The following is a 17,503-nucleotide window of genomic DNA, read 5'->3' as shown; positions in this document are numbered from 1 at the left end:
TGAAACAGGCACAAGGGCATGGCCCGGCCGCGGGGGGGCGAGTATCGCCCGCCCGGGGGGGCGGACGGGCAATGCCCGGCGGTGCCGCCGGGCAGGCGTCCGAAGCCATTGTGGTCTTCGGTGGCTGGGCCGTCGGGCCACAGGTCTTCGCCCATCTGACCGGCTCGCAGGACATCCTCTTTGCCAGCGACTACACCGCGCTTGAGGCCGAACTGCCGGACCTGTCGGCCTATGACAGCGTCAGCCTCGTGGCCTGGTCCTTTGGCGTGGCGGCTTACGCCCATTGGCAGCAGTCCCGCCCGGATCCCTTCGCCCGCAAGGTGGCGGTGAATGGCAGCCTCTCTCCGGTCAGCCGCAACACCGGCATCCCGTCGGCCATCTTTCGCCGCACGGTGGAAACCCTGGACGCGGCCAGTTTCCAGCAGTTCCTGACCCGCGTCTTCGGCGCACCGCAGCCGGACCAGCCCCTGGACGTGGCTGCCCGCCGGGCTGAACTGCTGGCCGTCGAGGCGCGCGGCGACGCGCCCCACGTCGCGTTCGACCACGTCTGGATCAGCTCCGCCGACAAGATCTTTCCGCCCGCCAACCTGGCCCGCGCCTGGGAAGGCCAGCCGGTGCGCAGCATCGACGCCCCGCATGCACCCTTCGACTGGTTCTCCAGCTGGGAGGCGCTGCTGCAATGAAGGACATCGGCGCCCGCATTCCCGATCAGACCCGCATCCGCCAAAGCTTCCGGCGCGGGCTGGGCAGCTACCACCGCGCGGCCTCGGTGCAGGCGCGGATCGCGGCCCGGCTGGCGCAGCTGCTGGCCGAGGCCGGGGCTGCGCCGCAAATCGGCAGTGCCGTGGAATTCGGTTGCGGCACCGGCCACCTGACGCAGCAGCTGGCGCAGCGCTTCGACTTTGGCCGACTGCTGCTGAACGATCTGGTCCCCGAGGCCTCCGCCGCGCTCTCTGTCCTGCCACGGACGACGCGGGCGCGGTTCGCGGCCGGGCCGATCGAGACGCTGCCGCTGCCTGCGCAGCTGGACCTCGTCGCCTCGGCCTCGACGGTGCAGTGGATCGCCGACCTGCCGGGGTTGCTGGCGCGGCTCGCGGACCATCTTGCGCCGGGCGGCTGGCTGCTCTTGTCGGGTTTCGGCCGCAACCAGTTCCACGAGCTGGCAGCGCTCGGCTCTGCCGCTGCGGCGCCGAGCTATCTGGATGCGGCGGACTGGCCCGCCATGCTGCCCGCCGGGCTGGAGATCCACGCGCTGGAGCAGACCCCGCAGGTGCTGCATTTCGACGGCGCCATGGCGCTGCTGAAGCACCTGCGCCAGACCGGTGTCAACGGCCACGCCCAGCAGGGCTGGAGCCGCCGCCGCCTGCGCGACTTCGAGGACCGCTACCGCGCCCGCTTCGGGCAGGCGGGGCGGCTGCCGCTGACCTATGACCCTGTGCTGCTGCTGGCGCGCAAGACAGGCTGACGCTTTGCGACGTTTCGGCGGGGAAATGCGCGGTTGGCACGAGTTTTAATCGTTTTTCCGGCCGGTTGCGGGCAACGGCCCGCCGCGCGTTAATCTTTCTCAATCCGGGCTTGCTATCTCCGGTGCTGCGCCGCCCTTCGCGGGTGGCTGCAAGACGACTGGCAGTACGGGAGTGACGCCAATGAAGCTCAGGGCAATGGTGGCCGCGCTGGCGCTGGCCATGCCAACGGTGGGGAACGCACTGGAGATGGGGGACCGGAGCACGCCGATCCGCCTGTCGCTGAACAACTGGACCGGCCAGCAGCTGTCGACCTACATCGTCGGCGGCATGCTGGAACACGCCGGATATACCGTGGAATATGCCGAGGCAGACCAATCCGCGATCTACCAGGAAATCGCCGACGGCGACTTTCATGCAATGGTCGAGATCTGGACCACGAGCAGCCCGGAAGCCTATCTCGCGGCGCGTGACAGCGGCCAGCTGGAGGAACTCGGCGACATGGGGCTCGACGCGCGCAACGGCGTCGTGGTGCCGCCCTACGTGGCGCAGATGTGCCCCGGCCTGCCCAACTGGGAAGCGCTGCGCGACTGTGCGGGCATCTTTTCGGCCGATAGCAAGGGCAAGCGGGGCATCTACCTGTCCTATCCGGCCTCCTGGGGCTCGCCCGGGGCCGACCGGATCCGGGCGCTGGAGCTGCCGTTCGACGTGGTGGCCGCCGACAGCGAGGCGGCGATGATCGAGACCTTCCAGCAGGCCTACAAGGACCGCCGTCCGGTGATCTCGACCTTCTGGGCGCCGCATTGGGCGATGTCCTCCTACGCGCTGCAGTTCGTCCGCCTGCCGAAACCCGAACCGGCTTGCCACAGCGATCCCGCCTGGGGGCCGAACCCCAAAGCCACCGGCGACTGCGATTTCTACCGCGGCGGCGTGGTCAAGGCCGCCTGGCCGGGCCTGCAGCAGCGCTGGCCCGCCGCGCATGAGATCCTGAAACAGTTCCAGCTCAGCATCTGGGACCAGCAGCCGCTGATTGCCCTTGTCGACGTGCGCGGCGAAACCGTGCAGGGCGCGGCGCGCGGCTGGCTGGCGGTGAACCGGGCCAAATGGATGCCGATCGTCGAAGCCGCGCTGGGCGCCGGCCGCAGCTGATACCCGACACGCCGGCGCGGTTCTGATCCGCGCGGTGCCGCGATTGTGCCCCTGCCATCGGCGGGGGCACACTTGTTCCGGGGACGGGAAAAACTTGTTTCACAAGTTAAAAAGCTGATCTCTCGTTCAGGAAGTTTTGCCTTTCGTGCCGCATTTGCTCGACAAAGCGCCGTAATAGGTTCAAATACTTGCAGTATCACCCGCCACACTCGGTCTCATCGGCACGCGGCGGTTTACGTGGACCCGTTCCACACGCAGACCCGTGCCACGAACCACCGGGTTCCAAAAACAGCGCCACAGCCGGGCCTTCGGCGGCGCACACACATGACAGGGAGTATCAGGATGAACTTCAAGGGATATGCGTTGGCGTTGGGCGCCGCCTCCATGACCGTGGCCGCTGGTCTGGCCTCGGCCGCGGAGCTGGGCGACACCTCCAAGCCGATCAAGCTGGCGCTGAACGAATGGACTGGCCAGCACGTGACCACCCATATCGCGGGCGAGATGCTGAAGGCCGCGGGCTATGAGGTGGAATACGTCTCGGCCGGCATGCTGAACCAGTTCCAGGCCATTGCCGACGGCGACATCCACGCAACGCTGGAAATCTGGTCCTCCAACGTTTCCGACGAATACGCCAAGAAGGTCGAGGAAGGCACCGTGGTCGAACTGGGCGATCTGGAGCTGAACGCCCGCGAAGGCATCGCCTACCCGGCGCATGTGGCTGAGCTTTGCCCCGGCCTGCCGGCCTGGGAAGCGCTGCGCGACTGCGCGATGCAGTTTGCCACCGCCGAAACCCTGCCGCAGGGCCGCCTGGTGGACTACCCCGCCGACTGGGGCACGCCCGGTGCCGACCGCATGGCGGCCCTGGAGCTGCCGTTCAAGGCCGTGCCCGCAGGGTCGGAGGCGGCGCTGATCGTCGAGCTGCGCGCCGCGACCGAGCGCAAGACGCCGCTGCTGATCACCTTCTGGCAGCCGCATTGGGCGATGTCGGCCTATGACGTCAAATTCGTCGACCTGCCGCCGGGCGAGGACGCCTGTTTCTCCGATCCCGCCTGGGGGCCGAACCCCAACGCGGTGAACGACTGCGACTTTGCGCCTTCGCGCATTTTCAAGGCTGCCTGGTCCGGCATGGAAGAAACCTGGCCCGCCGCCTATGAAATCCTCGCGAACTACACCCTGGCGGTGGAAGACCAGCAGCCGATGATGGGCGCGATCGACGTGGACGGCGGCAAGGTCGAACAGGTCGTTGCCGATTGGATGGCCGCCAACGAGGACAAATGGCGCCCGGTAGTCGACGCCGCCACCAACTGAGCCGATGCCTGTGAGCGGCTCCGATACGCCCGCCATCACCTGCCAGAATGTCTGGCAGGTGTTTGGCAAGAACGTCGACAGCGCCCTGAAGCAGGCGCTGTCGCAGCATGACAGCCCGCAGGCCGCCGCGGATGATCTGCGCGCCCGCGGATTGGTGCCCGCGGTGCAGGACGCTTCCTTTGAGGTGCAGGAGGGGGAGCTGTTCGTGATCATGGGCCTGTCCGGCTCTGGCAAATCCACCCTGATCCGCTGCATCTCGCATCTGCTGCACGCCACCGGCGGCGAGATCCGTATCGACGGCGAGAACATCGTCGAGGCCAGCCCCAAACGGCTGATCGAACTGCGCCGCAAGAAGCTGGGCATGGTGTTCCAGCATTTCGGCCTGTTCCCGCATATGACCGTGGCCGAAAACGTCGCCTATCCCCTGCGGGTGCAAGGCATGAAGAAAAGCCAGCGCATGGCCAAGGCGCAGGAGGTCATCGACCTCGTCGGCCTCGGCGGCCGCGAACGCCATTACCCGCGCGAGCTGTCCGGCGGCCAGCGCCAGCGCGTCGGCATCGCCCGCTCGCTGGTGGCGGATTGCTCGGTCTGGTTCCTGGACGAACCCTTCTCGGCGCTGGACCCGCTGATCCGGCGGCAGCTGCAGGACGAGTTCCTGGAAATTCAGGCCAAGCTGAAGACCACCATCGTCTTCATCACCCATGACATCAACGAAGCCCTGAAGCTGGCCGATCGCATTGCCATCATGCGCGATGGCAAGATCGTGCAGATCGGCACCCCCGCCGATATCGTGCTGCGCCCGGCCGATGATTACGTACGTGAATTCTCCCGCGATGTGGCCAAGGGGCAGCACGCCCGCGTGGCCTCGGTCATGCAGACCGGCGACGGGCTGGCGCATGGCCCCGACGATCCCGGCCTGCGCCAGGACATGACGCTGGACGCGGCTCTGGCCCGCTGCATGGAGCTGTATGAACCAGTGCCGGTGCGCGCACCAGACGGCCAGCTGGTGGGCGTGGTGAACCCCGCCGATCTCGCCGCCGCGCTGCAGGTGGAGCAGCCATGACCCAGCTGACCAAGGGCGCGCAGGCCGCGCTGCTGGCCGCCATAGTCGGCGCGCTGTGCCTGCTGCTGGAGGGCGTGGCGCCGTGGCTGGTGCAATTCCCCAAGGCCTGGGTGCTGCCCGCGACCGATTGGGTCGGGGCAGGGGTGGAATGGTTTCTGCTGCTGATCAAACCCGCCGCGCGGGCGTTCTCGGCGTTGCTGTTCTACCCGATGGAGGCCGCCAGTGCCGCCCTGAAACAGACCCCCTGGCCGCTGCTGATCGCCGCCGCCACCGCGCTGGGCTGGATGTTGGGCGGGCTGCGCATGGCGCTGATGGCCCTTGTCGGGCTGGGGTTCGTGCTGGCGTCGGGCTACTGGTCCGAGGGCATGAACACGCTGGCACTGGTTGCGGTCTCCGTGCCGTTGGCGCTGCTGATCGGCGGCGGCATCGGTATCCTCGCCAATGAATACCCCCGCATCCGCGGCCCGGTGCAGGCCACGCTGGACGTGATGCAGACGGTGCCGACCTTCGCGTACCTTACGCCCTTGCTGGTGCTGTTCGGCTTTGGTCCGGTGGTGGGGCTGATCGCCTCGGCCATCTATGCGGCGCCGCCGATGGCGCGCAATGTGCTGCTGGGGCTGCAACGCGTCGAGCCCGAGATCAAGGAAGCCGCCGTCATGTCCGGCGGCACCCGCCTGCAGCAGCTGTTTCAATGCGAGATCCCCTCGGCCGGCCGCCAGATCATGGTTGGCGTCAACCAATGCCTGATGGCGGCGCTGTCGATGGTGATCATTGCCGCGGTGATCGGCGGCTTTGACGACATCGGCTGGGAGGTGCTCCTGACCATGCGCAAGGCACAGTTCGGCCAGAGCCTGCTGGCAGGTCTGGTGATCGTGATCTTCGCCATCCTGATCGACCGGATGAGCGGCACCCTGACCGAAGACCGCCGCCAGCGCCATGATCCGCGCGTGGCCTGGGGCATTTTGGCGCTGGGCGTGCTGGTGAGTGCGGTGTTCTGGGGCAGTCTTGGCTCGGCCGAGGATTACACCCTGTTCAACCCGGTGGCGGATCGTGTCGATGCCGGGCTGTCGGCCTTCACCACCGCCAATGCCGCGGCGCTGACGGCGCTGAAGAACAACGTGATGTTCTACGTCCTGCTGCCGCTGCGCATCGGGCTGGATCAGGCGGTGCTGCCCTTTACCTGGGGCTTTGCCTGGACCCCCGCGATGAGCGCGGCTCTGTTCGCCGCCGGTGCCGTCCTCGGCCTGCTCTGCGCCTGGCGCGGCCATCTGGCGCTGGGGCTGATGATCTTGATCGCGGCGGGCATGCTCGAGACCGGGATTTCGCAGTTGCCCTGGCCCTTCGTGCTGGCGGGGGCGGGCGCGCTGGCCTGGGTCGCGGCGGGGCGCGGGCTGGCGCTGCTGACCGTTGTACTGCTCACCACCATCCTGGTCTCCGGCCTGTGGGAGCGCGCGCTGTTGTCCCTGTACCTGTCGGGCGCGGCGGTCTTTGCCTGCACGCTGCTGGGCGGCGGCATCGGGCTGGCCTCGGCCCTGTCGCCCACCGTGTGGCGCGTGGTGCGCCCGGTCTGCGACATGCTGCAGACGATCCCGCTGTTCGTCTTCCTGATCCCGGTACTGATGGTGTTCCAGATCGGCGAGTTCTCGGCCTTCCTCGCGATCATCGCCTATGCCATCGTGCCGATGATCCGCTACACCCGCCACGGGCTGACCGAGACCCCTGCCGAGATGATCGAGGCGGCAACCGCCTCGGGCGCGACCCGCTGGCAGATGCTGCGCGACGTGCGCGCGCCCTATGCGGCGCCGTCGATTCTGTTGGGGCTGAACCAGACCATCCTCTATGCCTTTGCGATGCTGGTGATCGCGGCGCTGATCGGCACCACCGGCCTCGGCCAGTCGATCTACCTGGCGCTGGGCAAGGCGGATGTGGGCTTGGGCATTTCTGCCGGGGCGGCGATGGCGATTCTCGCGCTGATTGCCGACCGCATCGTGCAGGGCTTTGCCGAGGACCGTCGCCGCGCGCTGGGGCTCTGACCCGTTCGGACCTTGCCGACCAACAGAGAGGGCACCCCCGCGGTGCCCTTTCCTGTCTTCAGGTGGTTGCCCGCCGATGTTTCGCGGCCATCCGGGCTTGACCCTGACGGCCATATCCCCACCTATGGGACAGCACGACACCGGAGAATACGACCCATGCAACTCGCCTACGTGATGACCGAGGAACGCGGCGCCACCGACCGTTTGCTGAGCGCCCTGGCCGACCGCCTGCAGGCTCGCGGCATCCGTCTGGGCGGCATCGTGCAGACCAACGTGGAGTGCCACGACAGCGAATTGTGCGACATGGATGTGCGGGTGCTGCCGGATGGCGAAACGATCCGCATCTCGCAGTCGCTGGGGGCCGGATCGCGCGGTTGCCGCCTCAACCCAGAGGCGCTGGAGCGCGCGGTGGGGCAGGTCTCGGCGGCGTTGCAATCTGATCCGCTGCCGCAATTGATGATCGTGAACAAATTCGGCAAGCACGAGGCCGACGGGCGTGGCATGCGGCCAGTGATTGCCGAGGCGCTGGCAAGGGGCATCCCGGTGCTGTCCGGTGTGAACCGGCTGAACGTCGCCCCCTTTCAGGCCTTCGCCGACGGGCTGGCGACGGCTGCCGAACCGGACCTCGACGCGCTCGAGGCCTGGGCGGTTGCCGCCGTGCACGAATCGGCCAACGACTGACCGCGCCGTTCCCGGCGACGGACCAACCACGACGATCCAAGGACAGCCTCACCGCCCGGAGATGGGTCTGCGGCGGCCGTTGCCGTGGCCGCTTTCCGTCGAAAATGCACCGTAAAATCAGAGCAATTTTAAATGGAATACCGAGGCTAGGACTTTTTTAGGAAGCTGGCACTAAAGCTTTGGCAAATGGCCCAATAAAAGGACCCTGTAATAATGCCAGCTTTCATGTACCGCTTACCTGTGCGGATCTACGCGCTCGCGCTGCTCGCCCTTGTGATGACCGCGGGGCTGACAGTCCTGATCTTGACCCAGGTTACCCAAAACGCCTACGCCATGCGCAAGGCCGAGCTGCACAATGTCACCGATGCGGCGATCAGCCTGTTGCATGACCTCGAACAGGGGGTGGCGGATGGCCGCTTCACCCCGGAGGAGGCGCGTGACATCGGCCGCGAGCGCCTGACTGCGCTGCGCTTCGGTGACGCGGGCTATGTCTTCGTGTTTGACCATGACATCACCGTACAGGCTCACCCTGTTGTGCCCGATTGGGTCGGCACCAACCAGGCGGGCTACAAGGACGTCAAAGGCATGAACGTCTTTGTCGAGCTGGAAAAGATCGCTGCCAGCAAAGGCGCGGGCGATCTGACCTATTACTTTAAGAAGCCCAACTCTGACGTGATGGAAGCCAAGATCGGCTATGTGCAGGCGTTCAAGCCCTGGGGCTGGATCATCGGCACCGGCGCCTATGTTTCCGACATCGAAGCCGAAGTAGCCACCATGCGCAATCAGGCGATTGCCGTGATGGCGGTCAGCTTGCTGCTGCTGTCGATTGGTGCCTTCTTCGTGACCCGTGGCGTGACCGGCCCGCTTGGCGCGCTGAAGGATCGCATGCAGGCGATGGCCGATGGTGACACCGAAAGCGAGATCCCGTCGACCGAAGCCCGCAGCGAACTGGGAGAGATCGCCCGCACGCTCGACGTGTTCCGCACCGCGCTGATTCGCCAGCGTGAGCTGGAGGAGGAGCAAAAGGAACTGGACCGCGTGCGCAGCCGGGTGGTGGATACCCTGCGCGGCAAGCTGTCCGTGCTGTCCCAGGGCGACCTGACAGCGCAGATCACCGAAAGCTTCCCCGAGGAATACGAACAGCTGCGCAAGGACTTCAACACTACCGCGCGCACTCTCAGCGGCACCGTGGAACAGGTTGTCGCCGCCGCCGCCAGCATCCGCAACGGCGCCGAGGAAATCAGCCAGGCATCCGACGACCTGTCGCATCGCACCGAGAGCCAGGCGGCGACGCTGGAGCAGACCGCCGCTGCCCTTGACGAGCTGACCGCGAGCGTGAAATCCGCCGCCGAAGGCGCCCGCAGCGTCGAAGCCACCATGGAAGAGGCCAAGGAAGAGGCTCGCACCAGTGGCGAGGTGGTGCAGAGCGCCGTGGCCGCGATGACAGAGATCGAACAGTCCTCGGCCCACATCAGCCAGATCATCAGCGTGATCGACGACATCGCCTTCCAGACCAACCTCCTGGCGCTGAACGCCGGTGTCGAGGCGGCCCGCGCGGGCGAAGCCGGTCGTGGCTTTGCGGTCGTGGCCTCCGAAGTGCGTGCCCTGGCGCAGCGCTCCTCGGATGCGGCGATGGAGATCAAGACCCTGATCGGCAACAGCTCGCAGCAGGTCGAGCGCGGCGTGGATCTGGTCGGCAAGGCAGGCGAGGCGCTGCAGAGCATCGTCTCGCAGGTGAGCCACATCTCGCAGCTGGTGTCCGGCATTGCCGAAGGCGCGGCCGAGCAGTCCACTGGCCTGAACGAGATCAACACCGGTGTGACCCAGCTGGATCAGGTGACCCAGCAGAACGCCGCCATGGTGGAAGAGGCCACCGCGGCCGGCCACATGCTGAAAACCGACGCTACCAAGCTGTCCGAGATGGTTGCCCACTTCAAGATCCCGGGCGGCAACTCCGCGGCGACCGCGGCCCCGGCGGCACCCCGCGCGGCGGCACCTGCCGCCCCGGTCGTGCCCACCGCCCACGGCGATGACGACTGGGACGTGGAGCTGGCCTCGGCGCCCGCTGCCGCCCCGGTGGCGCAGGGCAACGCTGCCCGCGACATGTGGCAGGACTTCTGATCCCGGTTGCCCCCGGCACCATCGCCGGGGGACCGCGACGGCGCCAATAAAAACGCCCGGAGCATGGCTCCGGGCGTTTTCCTGTTTTGGGCTGCGGCAGCTGCCGCGTCGATCAGTCGATGATGGCGTTCAGGGTCGCCGAGGGGCGCATGACCTTGGCCTTCAGCTCGACGCTGGGGTGGTAGTAGCCACCGATGTCCGCCGGAGCGCCCTGCGCCGCGGCCAGCTCGGCCAGGATCTGTGCTTCCTTGTCAGCCAGTTCCTTGGCGATCGGCGCGAAATGCGCCGCCAGCTCGGCATCGTCTTCCTGCTTCGCCAGCGCCTCGGCCCAGTAACGGGCGAACCAGTAGTGGCTGTCGCGGTTGTCGGGCTGGCCGACCTTGCGCGAGGGCGAACGGTTGTTGTCGAGGATGCCTTGGGTCGCTTCCTCTGCCGCCGCGCCCAGCACGCCGGCCTTCTTGTTGCCCTTGCTGTCGGCCAGGAACTTCAGCGATTCCCCCAGCGCGCAGAATTCGCCCATCGAATCCCAGCGCAGGTGGTTTTCCTCGACCAGCTGCTGCACGTGTTTCGGGGCCGAGCCTCCGGCCCCGGTCTCGAACAGGCCGCCGCCGTTCATCAGCTTCACGATCGACAGCATCTTGGCGCTGGTGCCCAGCTCCAGGATCGGGAACAGGTCGGTCAGGTAGTCACGCAGCACGTTGCCGGTGATGGCGATGCTGTCCTTGCCCGCGGTGATGGTCTCCAGCGACTGACGGGTGGCTTCACGCGGTGCCAGGATCTTGAACTTGTCGGCCACGCCCGCGGCTTCCAGCGCCGGTTTGACGTATTTGATCAGCTCGGCGTCATGGGCGCGGTTTGCGTCCAGCCAGAAGATCGCCTCGGAGCCGGTCAGGCGCTGACGGTCCATCGCCAGCTGGATCCAGTTCTCGATCGGGGCTTTCTTCACGGTGCAGGAGCGCCAGATGTCACCGGCTTCCACGTCGTGCGAGTGCAGCGTCTCACCATTGGCCAGCACGATGCGGATGGTGCCGTCTGCGGGCGCCTCGAAGGTGGTCGGATGCGAGCCGTATTCCTCGGCCTTCTGGGCCATCAGGCCGACGTTGGCGACCGCACCGGCGGTGGTCACGTCCAGCGCGCCGTTGGCTTTGAAGAAGTTGATGGTCTCGTCGTAGACGGATGCATAGCAGCGGTCGGGGATCACGCAGTTGGTGTCGCCCTTGTTGCCGTCCTGATCCCAGCCCTTGCCGCCGGCGCGGATCACCGCGGGCATCGAGGCGTCGATGATGACGTCGGAGGGCACGTGCAGGTTGGTGATGCCCTTGTCGCTGTCGACCATGTACATGTCGGGACGCTCGGCGCGCACCGCGTCGATGGCGGCCATGATCTCGGCATTGCCCTTGACGCGTTCCAGCAGGTCACCCAAGCCGGAGTTGGGGTTCACGCCCAGTGCTTCCAGCTCGCTGCCGTATTTCTCGAACACCGGTGCCAGCCAGGCCTTGACGGCGTGGCCGAAGATGATCGGGTCGGAGACCTTCATCATCGTCGCCTTCAGGTGCAGCGAGAACATGGTGCCATCGGACTTGGTGTCCTCGATCGCCTCGGCGAGGAAGGCATCCAGCGCGCGGGCGGACATGAAGGTGGCATCGGCAACGGTGCCTTCTTCCAGCGGCCAGCTGTCCTTCAGCACGGTGACGGCGCCGTCCTTGGCCACGAATTCGATCTTCGCGTTACCGGCCTGCGCGGCGGTGATGGTGGCGGATTTCTCGTTGGCGTAGAAATCGTTGCCCGGCATCGACGAGACCTTGGTCTTGCTGTCGGCGCTCCATTCCCCCATCGAATGCGGGTTGTTCTGGGCAAAGTTCTTCACCGCCTTGGCAGCGCGACGGTCAGAGTTGCCTTCGCGCAGAACCGGGTTCACCGCCGAGCCCTTGATGGCATCGTAGCGCGCACGGATGTCCTTCTCGGCGTCGGTCTTCGGCTCTTCGGGGTAGTCCGGGATGTCATAGCCCTGGCCCTGCAGTTCCTTGATCGCGGCGGTCAGCTGCGGCACCGAAGCAGAGATGTTGGGCAGCTTGATGACATTGGCGTCCGGGGTCTTCACCAGCTGGCCCAGCTCGGCCAGGTCATCGTTCTGGCGCTGCTCTTCGGTCAGGTTCTCCGGGAAGGCGGCAATGATGCGCCCGGCCAGCGAAATGTCCTTGGTGCCGACGGTCACACCGGCGGCAGAGGCGAACTTGCGGATGATCGGCAGGAAGGATGCCGAGGCCAGTTCGGGCGCTTCGTCTACAATGGTATACAATACGTCGGGCTTTGAGTTTTCTGCCATGTTCCACAACCTTTCAGCGAAGTTCGGAGGTTTGATGATGACGCCAGCGCGGGCGACCGCGCCGATCAGAGAAATGCCGTGCCACCGCGGCGGGGGCCGGAAAGGGGGCCCGGACCGGCCTTGGCAGCCATGGATGTGCCACCCATGTAAATCACCATTGCTGCGGGTGCAATGGTTTGGCGCATGCGGCCTGCGCGCGGATTGCCGCGGCGGACGTGTCCCGGCACCACCAAGGCGAGGGCAGGGGGCGGTCTGACCGGGCGCCCTGCGCGCCCGCCGGGCTTCCCCGCGGTCAGTCGCGCAGCTCATCCGGGGCGACACCCCAGAGCTTCTTCTTGGGAGCCCAGCCGCTGTAGCCACCGGCCGAGATTTCGCACCAGTCGGGCTGGCATTCGCCCAGCCGTGCCACCACACCCAGTTCAAAAGCCGCGCTGACCGGCGCCTTGCTGTCGGGGCGGGTGTGCACGGTCAGCATGTCTTCTTCGACCAGCACCGTGCGCACCCCGGACAGCAGGGCATAGTGCACCCAGCCGCCAAAGCCGTCGCGATCCTGCACCCGGCGCCAATGGCCATATTCGGCGGTGATCTTCAGCGGCATGCCGCGGCGCTTGAACACCCAATCGATCTTGTGGCTCAGCGACGGACCCCGGCGCACGTTGCCCTTCGCGGCCTTCATCGACACGAAACGGGGCAGCGGCAGGTTGGTGACCGGGCCACGGGTCTCGGCGGCGCAGGCGGCGCCTGCCACTGTCACCGCGATGACCGCCGCCGCCAGGCGGCGCGCAAACCCTGCCACAAATGTCACGCTTCTGTCTGCCTTTGTCATTCGTACTGCCGTTGATGCCCGCTTTAGGTCTGACCGTTTGCCAAAGGAAGGATTTTTCCCGTCCAGCGGCAGCAGGAGGCGCTTGGGTTCTTGTGCCCGTCCGCGTCCTGCGCCACGATGCCACGCAGGCGCAGGAATAGAAATGCCCAAGGGAGAGCGCAAGTGCCAAGAGACCGACTGAGTGTTGTCGTTACGCGACGGTTGCCTGAACCAGTGGAAACGCGGCTGAGCGAATTGTTCAACGTGCGCCTGCGCGAGGATGACACCCCGATGAGCCGGGCCGAACTGGCGGCGGCCATGAAGGAGGCCGATGTGCTGGTGCCGACGGTGACCGACACCATCGACGCCGGGCTGCTGGGACAGGCCGGCGAGCGGCTCAAGCTGATCGCCAATTACGGTGCCGGGGTCGACCACATCGATGTCGCCACGGCCCGCCAGCGTGGCATCCTGGTCTCCAACACCCCCGGCGTGCTGACCGATGATACCGCCGACATGACCATGGCGCTGATCATGGCCGTGGTGCGCCGCCTCCCCGAGGGGCTGGCGGTGATGCAGAAGGGCGACTGGCAGGGCTGGGCGCCGACCGCGCTTCTGGGTGGCCGCATCGCCGGACGCCGCCTCGGCATTCTCGGCATGGGGCGGATTGGCCAGGCGGTCGCCCGGCGCGCCGCCGCCTTTGGTATGCAGGTGCATTACCACAACCGCCGCCGCCTGCGCCCGGAGATCGAGGAAAAGCTGGAGGCCACCTATTGGGAGAGCCTCGACCAGATGGTCGCCCGCATGGACGTGATTTCGGTCAACTGCCCCTCGACGCCATCGACCTTCCATCTGATGAACGCGCGTCGGCTCAAGCTGATGAAACCCACCGGTGTCATCGTCAACACCTCGCGCGGCGAGGTGATCGACGAACACGCGCTGACCCGGATGCTGCGCGCGGGTGAGATCGCGGGCGCCGGCCTCGACGTCTATGAGCATGGCACCGACATCAACCCGCGCCTGCGCGAGTTGCCCAACGTGGTGCTGCTGCCGCATATGGGCTCGGCCACCATCGAGGGGCGGATCGAGATGGGCGAGAAAGTGTTGCTGAACATCAAGACATTTGAGGACGGTCACCGTCCGCCGGATCAGGTGGTGCCCTCGATGCTGTAGAGGCCGCCGTTTTTTCAAGGGAGGATTTTTGATGAAGTATGTCGTTCTGGCCTGCGCCGGTCTCGCCGCGGCCCCCGTCCTTGCACAGGAGGCGGCCGATGCGGTGGCACCCGAGGCCGCCACTTCCGGTACCTTCGAGGCGATCTCCACCGAGGTCGCCGAAGCGCTGGCCGCCAAGGCCGACGGCCGCGCGGTGAAGGGCGAGAACTGGATGGTGGCTGCCGCCAACCCGCATGCGGTCGAGGCCGGGGCGCGAATCCTGCGCGCGGGCGGCACGGCGGCGGATGCAATGGTGGCGGTGCAGACCGTTCTGGGGCTGGTTGAGCCGCAATCCTCGGGCCTCGGTGGCGGGGCCTTCCTGGTCTGGTACGACGCCGCCAGCGGCGAGCTGACCACGCTGGACGCACGCGAAACCGCGCCGCTGGCCGCCACGCCGACGCTGTTTCAGGATGAAAACGGCGAACCGCTCAAATTCTATGACGCCGTGGTCGGCGGCCGCTCTGTCGGCACCCCCGGCACGCCCGCCCTGCTTGAGGCCGCGCATCGGCGCTGGGGGCGCGCCAACTGGCCCTCGCTGTTCGAACCCGCGATCCAGCTGGCCGAGGAAGGCTTTGCCGTCTCGCCACGTCTTGCCGCGCTGGTCGAGGGCGACGCCGACCGGCTGGGGCGGTTTGCCCACACGGCGGCGTATTTCCTGCCCGGCGGCGCGCCGCTGCGGGCAGGGGACACGTTGCTGAACCCCGATTACGCCGCCACCCTGCGCGCCCTGGCCGAGGGCGGCGCGGCGGCCTTTTATACCGGGCCGATTGCCGCGGACATCAGCCGCACGGTGCAGACCGCAGAGGGCAACCCCGGTGTGCTGTCGACGGTGGATCTGGCGCTCTACCAGGTGCGCGAGCGCCCCGCTGTCTGCGCCCAGTACCGCGACTTCGAGGCCTGCGGCATGGGCCCGCCGTCCTCCGGCGCGCTGACCGTGGGGCAGATCCTCGGCATGCTCGACCGCTATGACCTGGCCGCGATGGGCCCCGACAGTGCCGAGGCCTGGCGGCTGATCGGCGATGCCTCGCGTCTCGCCTTTGCCGACCGGGGCCGCTACATGGCCGATAGCGATTACGTGCCGGTGCCGGTGCAGGGACTGGTGGCGGCGGATTACCTGGCGTCGCGCGCCGAACTGCTGCAAGGCGACGACGCGCTGCCCGAGGTGGCGCCGGGCGCGCCCGAGTTCGACCACGCGCTGCTGCTGGCCGACGACGAGTCGATCGAGCTGCCCTCGACCTCGCATATCTCGATCGTGGACAGCTACGGGAACGTGCTGTCGATGACCACGACCATCGAGAACGCCTTTGGCTCGCGGCTGATGACAAACGGCTTCCTCCTGAACAACGAGCTGACGGATTTCTCCTTCCGCAGCCACAAGGACGGCGTGCCGATTGCCAACCGGCTGGAGCCGGGCAAACGGCCGCGCTCCTCGATGGCGCCGACGATCCTGCTGCGCGACGGCCAGCCGGTGCTGGCCATCGGCTCACCCGGTGGCAGCCGGATCATCGGCTACGTGGCGAAATCCATCGTGGCCTGGGCCGACTGGGGCATGGACATCCAGGAAGCGCTGGCAATGCCGCATCTGGTCAACCGCTTCGGCACCTATGACCTCGAGGTGGGCACCAGCGCCGAAGACCTGGGCGAAGCGCTGACCGAGATGGGCTTCAAGGTGAATGCCCGCGACCTCACCTCCGGTCTGCATGCGATCGAGATCGGCGAGGGGCTGAAGGGCGCTGCCGACCCGCGCCGCGAAGGCATCGCGCTCGGCGGATAACGCCGCCGCCCGGCCCAAGGGGGCCGGGCCGCTCCCGGCTTCGTGCCTTGCACCCGGCCTGCGGGCGCCTATAGTGCCCGGGTAATTGATAAGCATACCCACCAGCCTCCAGGAGCCCCGCCCATGGTCCAAGCCACCTCACTGCCCCGCAACGAGGCCGGGATCCGCGCCGCGATCGACACCCTGCAGGACCGTCTGGGCGACCGGCTGCAGACCGGCCAGGCGATCCGCGAACAGCACGGCCACACCACCACCTGGATCACCAACCAAGCTCCCGACGCGGTGGCCTTCCCCACCTCGACCGAGGAGGTCGCCGAGATCGTGCGCACCTGCGCCGAACACGGCGTGCCGGTGATCCCCTTCGGCACCGGCACCTCCCTCGAAGGCCATGTGAACGCGCCCGCCGGCGGCATCTGCGTTGACATGATGCGCATGGACAAGATCCTCAGGGTCAATGCCGAGGATCTTGACGTGGTGGTGCAGCCCGGCGTCACCCGCGAGCAGCTGAACACCTACCTGCGCGACCAGGGGCTGTTCTTCCCGATCGATCCGGGCGCCAATGCCTCGCTCGGCGGCATGGCGGCGACGCGCGCGTCCGGTACCAACGCGGTACGCTATGGCACCATGAAGGACAATGTGCTGGCGCTTGAGGCGGTGATGGCCGACGGCGGTGTGATCCGCACCGCGCAGCGGGCCAAGAAATCCTCGGCCGGCTATGACATGACCCGCCTGCTGGTCGGCTCCGAGGGCACCCTTGGCCTGATCACCGAGCTGACCCTGAAACTGCAGGGCATCCCCGAGGCGATCCGCTCCGCCCGCTGCGCCTTCCGCAGCGTCGACGACGCCTGCCGCGCGGTGATGATGACCATCCAATACGGCATTCCGGTTGCCCGGATCGAGCTGCTGGACGCGCTGAGCGTGCGTGCCGCCAACGCCTATTCCGGGCTGGAGCTGCCGGAAACGCCGCTCCTGCTGCTGGAATTCCACGGCTCCGACGCCGGCGTGGTGGAGCAGGCCGACATGTTCGCCTCCATCGCCGAGGAATTCGGCGGCTTCGACATCGCCGCGACATCAACCGCCGAGGAGCGCAGCAAGCTGTGGCAGGCGCGCCACGACATGTACTGGGCCAGCCTGCAGCTGCGCCCGGGCGCCAAGGGCATCTCAACCGATGTCTGCGTGCCGATCTCGCGGCTGGCCGAATGCGTTTCCGCGGCCCGCGAAAAGGCCGAAGAAATGGGCCTGATGGCACCGATGGTCGGCCATGTCGGCGACGGCAATTTCCACGCGCTGCTGCTGATCGACATGGACAGCGCAGAAGAGCGCGCCAAGGCGGACAAATATGTCGGCTGGCTCAACGAGATGGCGATCTCGATGGAGGGCACCTGCACGGGTGAGCACGGCATCGGCCAGGGCAAGCGTCCCTATCTGACCCAGGAACTGGGCGAGACCACCCGCTACATGGCCGCCATCAAGGCGGCGCTGGATGCGGAAAATATCCTCAATCCCGGCAAGATCCTCGAGATCTGACGAAAGCCCGCCAGCCTTGGCGCTGCAGGCAGGCCTTGGGATTT

13 protein-coding genes are annotated in these 17,503 nt (G+C 66.9%); 11 read left to right on the top strand and 2 right to left on the bottom strand.

The features are described 5' to 3' along the window. Nucleotides 1–71 precede the first annotated feature (71 nt). From ACZ52D_RS03205 to ACZ52D_RS03170, 8 genes are all read left to right on the top strand, one after another. Nucleotides 72–683 (top strand): pimeloyl-ACP methyl esterase BioG family protein, encoded by a 612-nt coding sequence (locus ACZ52D_RS03205; protein WP_464442528.1) that lies wholly within the window; start codon nucleotides 72–74, stop codon nucleotides 681–683. Next, the gene (locus ACZ52D_RS03200) at nucleotides 680–1,465 is read left to right on the top strand and encodes a methyltransferase domain-containing protein (RefSeq protein WP_464442527.1); all 786 of its coding nucleotides are present in this window, start codon (nucleotides 680–682) and stop codon (nucleotides 1,463–1,465) included. The genes ACZ52D_RS03205 and ACZ52D_RS03200 overlap by 4 nt, the downstream gene beginning before the upstream one ends. A 181-nt stretch (nucleotides 1,466–1,646) precedes the next feature. Further along, nucleotides 1,647–2,612, top strand: coding sequence for an ABC transporter substrate-binding protein (locus ACZ52D_RS03195; RefSeq protein ID WP_464442526.1), 966 nt, complete (start codon nucleotides 1,647–1,649; stop codon nucleotides 2,610–2,612). Nucleotides 2,613–2,954: 342 nt separating this feature from the next. Next, complete coding sequence (locus ACZ52D_RS03190) at nucleotides 2,955–3,920, top strand: ABC transporter substrate-binding protein (protein WP_369926930.1); 966 nt, start codon at nucleotides 2,955–2,957, stop codon at nucleotides 3,918–3,920. A gap of 10 nt (nucleotides 3,921–3,930) precedes the next feature. Beyond that, nucleotides 3,931–4,983, top strand: a complete 1,053-nt coding sequence (locus tag ACZ52D_RS03185) for a quaternary amine ABC transporter ATP-binding protein (protein WP_464442525.1) — start codon at nucleotides 3,931–3,933, stop codon at nucleotides 4,981–4,983. Further along, a complete protein-coding gene (locus tag ACZ52D_RS03180; RefSeq protein WP_464442524.1) occupies nucleotides 4,980–7,016 on the top strand; it encodes an ABC transporter permease in 2,037 nt (678 codons plus the stop codon). Before ACZ52D_RS03185 ends, ACZ52D_RS03180 begins: the two co-directional genes overlap by 4 nt. A gap of 156 nt (nucleotides 7,017–7,172) precedes the next feature. Then, the gene (locus tag ACZ52D_RS03175) at nucleotides 7,173–7,697 is read left to right on the top strand and encodes a DUF2478 domain-containing protein (RefSeq protein WP_417474131.1); all 525 of its coding nucleotides are present in this window, start codon (nucleotides 7,173–7,175) and stop codon (nucleotides 7,695–7,697) included. Between the two features lie 213 nt (nucleotides 7,698–7,910). After that, the gene (locus tag ACZ52D_RS03170; RefSeq protein WP_464442523.1) at nucleotides 7,911–9,818 is read left to right on the top strand and encodes a methyl-accepting chemotaxis protein; all 1,908 of its coding nucleotides are present in this window, start codon (nucleotides 7,911–7,913) and stop codon (nucleotides 9,816–9,818) included. 112 nt (nucleotides 9,819–9,930) lie between these two features. On the opposite strand, the gene ACZ52D_RS03165 is transcribed toward ACZ52D_RS03170, so the two are convergent. Then, complete coding sequence (locus ACZ52D_RS03165; RefSeq protein ID WP_222455215.1) at nucleotides 9,931–12,144, bottom strand: NADP-dependent isocitrate dehydrogenase; 2,214 nt, start codon at nucleotides 12,142–12,144, stop codon at nucleotides 9,931–9,933. Nucleotides 12,145–12,436: 292 nt separating this feature from the next. Continuing rightward, nucleotides 12,437–12,970, bottom strand: a complete 534-nt coding sequence (locus ACZ52D_RS03160) for an SH3 domain-containing protein (protein WP_417474128.1) — start codon at nucleotides 12,968–12,970, stop codon at nucleotides 12,437–12,439. A gap of 162 nt (nucleotides 12,971–13,132) precedes the next feature. Here ACZ52D_RS03160 and ACZ52D_RS03155 point away from each other — a divergent pair, with 162 nt between their 5' ends. The 3 genes from ACZ52D_RS03155 to ACZ52D_RS03145 all read left to right on the top strand — a co-directional run bounded on the left by ACZ52D_RS03155 (nucleotide 13,133) and on the right by ACZ52D_RS03145 (nucleotide 17,459). Further along, entirely contained in the window at nucleotides 13,133–14,119 is a 987-nt protein-coding gene (locus tag ACZ52D_RS03155) for a 2-hydroxyacid dehydrogenase (RefSeq protein WP_222455213.1), read from the top strand. A 31-nt stretch (nucleotides 14,120–14,150) separates the two neighbouring features. Continuing rightward, a complete protein-coding gene (ggt, locus tag ACZ52D_RS03150; protein WP_464442522.1) occupies nucleotides 14,151–15,932 on the top strand; it encodes a gamma-glutamyltransferase in 1,782 nt (593 codons plus the stop codon). A 123-nt stretch (nucleotides 15,933–16,055) separates the two neighbouring features. After that, on the top strand, nucleotides 16,056–17,459 hold the full coding sequence (locus ACZ52D_RS03145) for an FAD-binding oxidoreductase (protein WP_464442521.1): 1,404 nt from the start codon (nucleotides 16,056–16,058) through the stop codon (nucleotides 17,457–17,459). Nucleotides 17,460–17,503: the final 44 nt, after the last annotated feature.

It is taken from the genome of Leisingera sp. S2M4, assembly GCF_055398055.1.
This window is presented reverse-complemented; position numbering and strand designations above follow the sequence as displayed.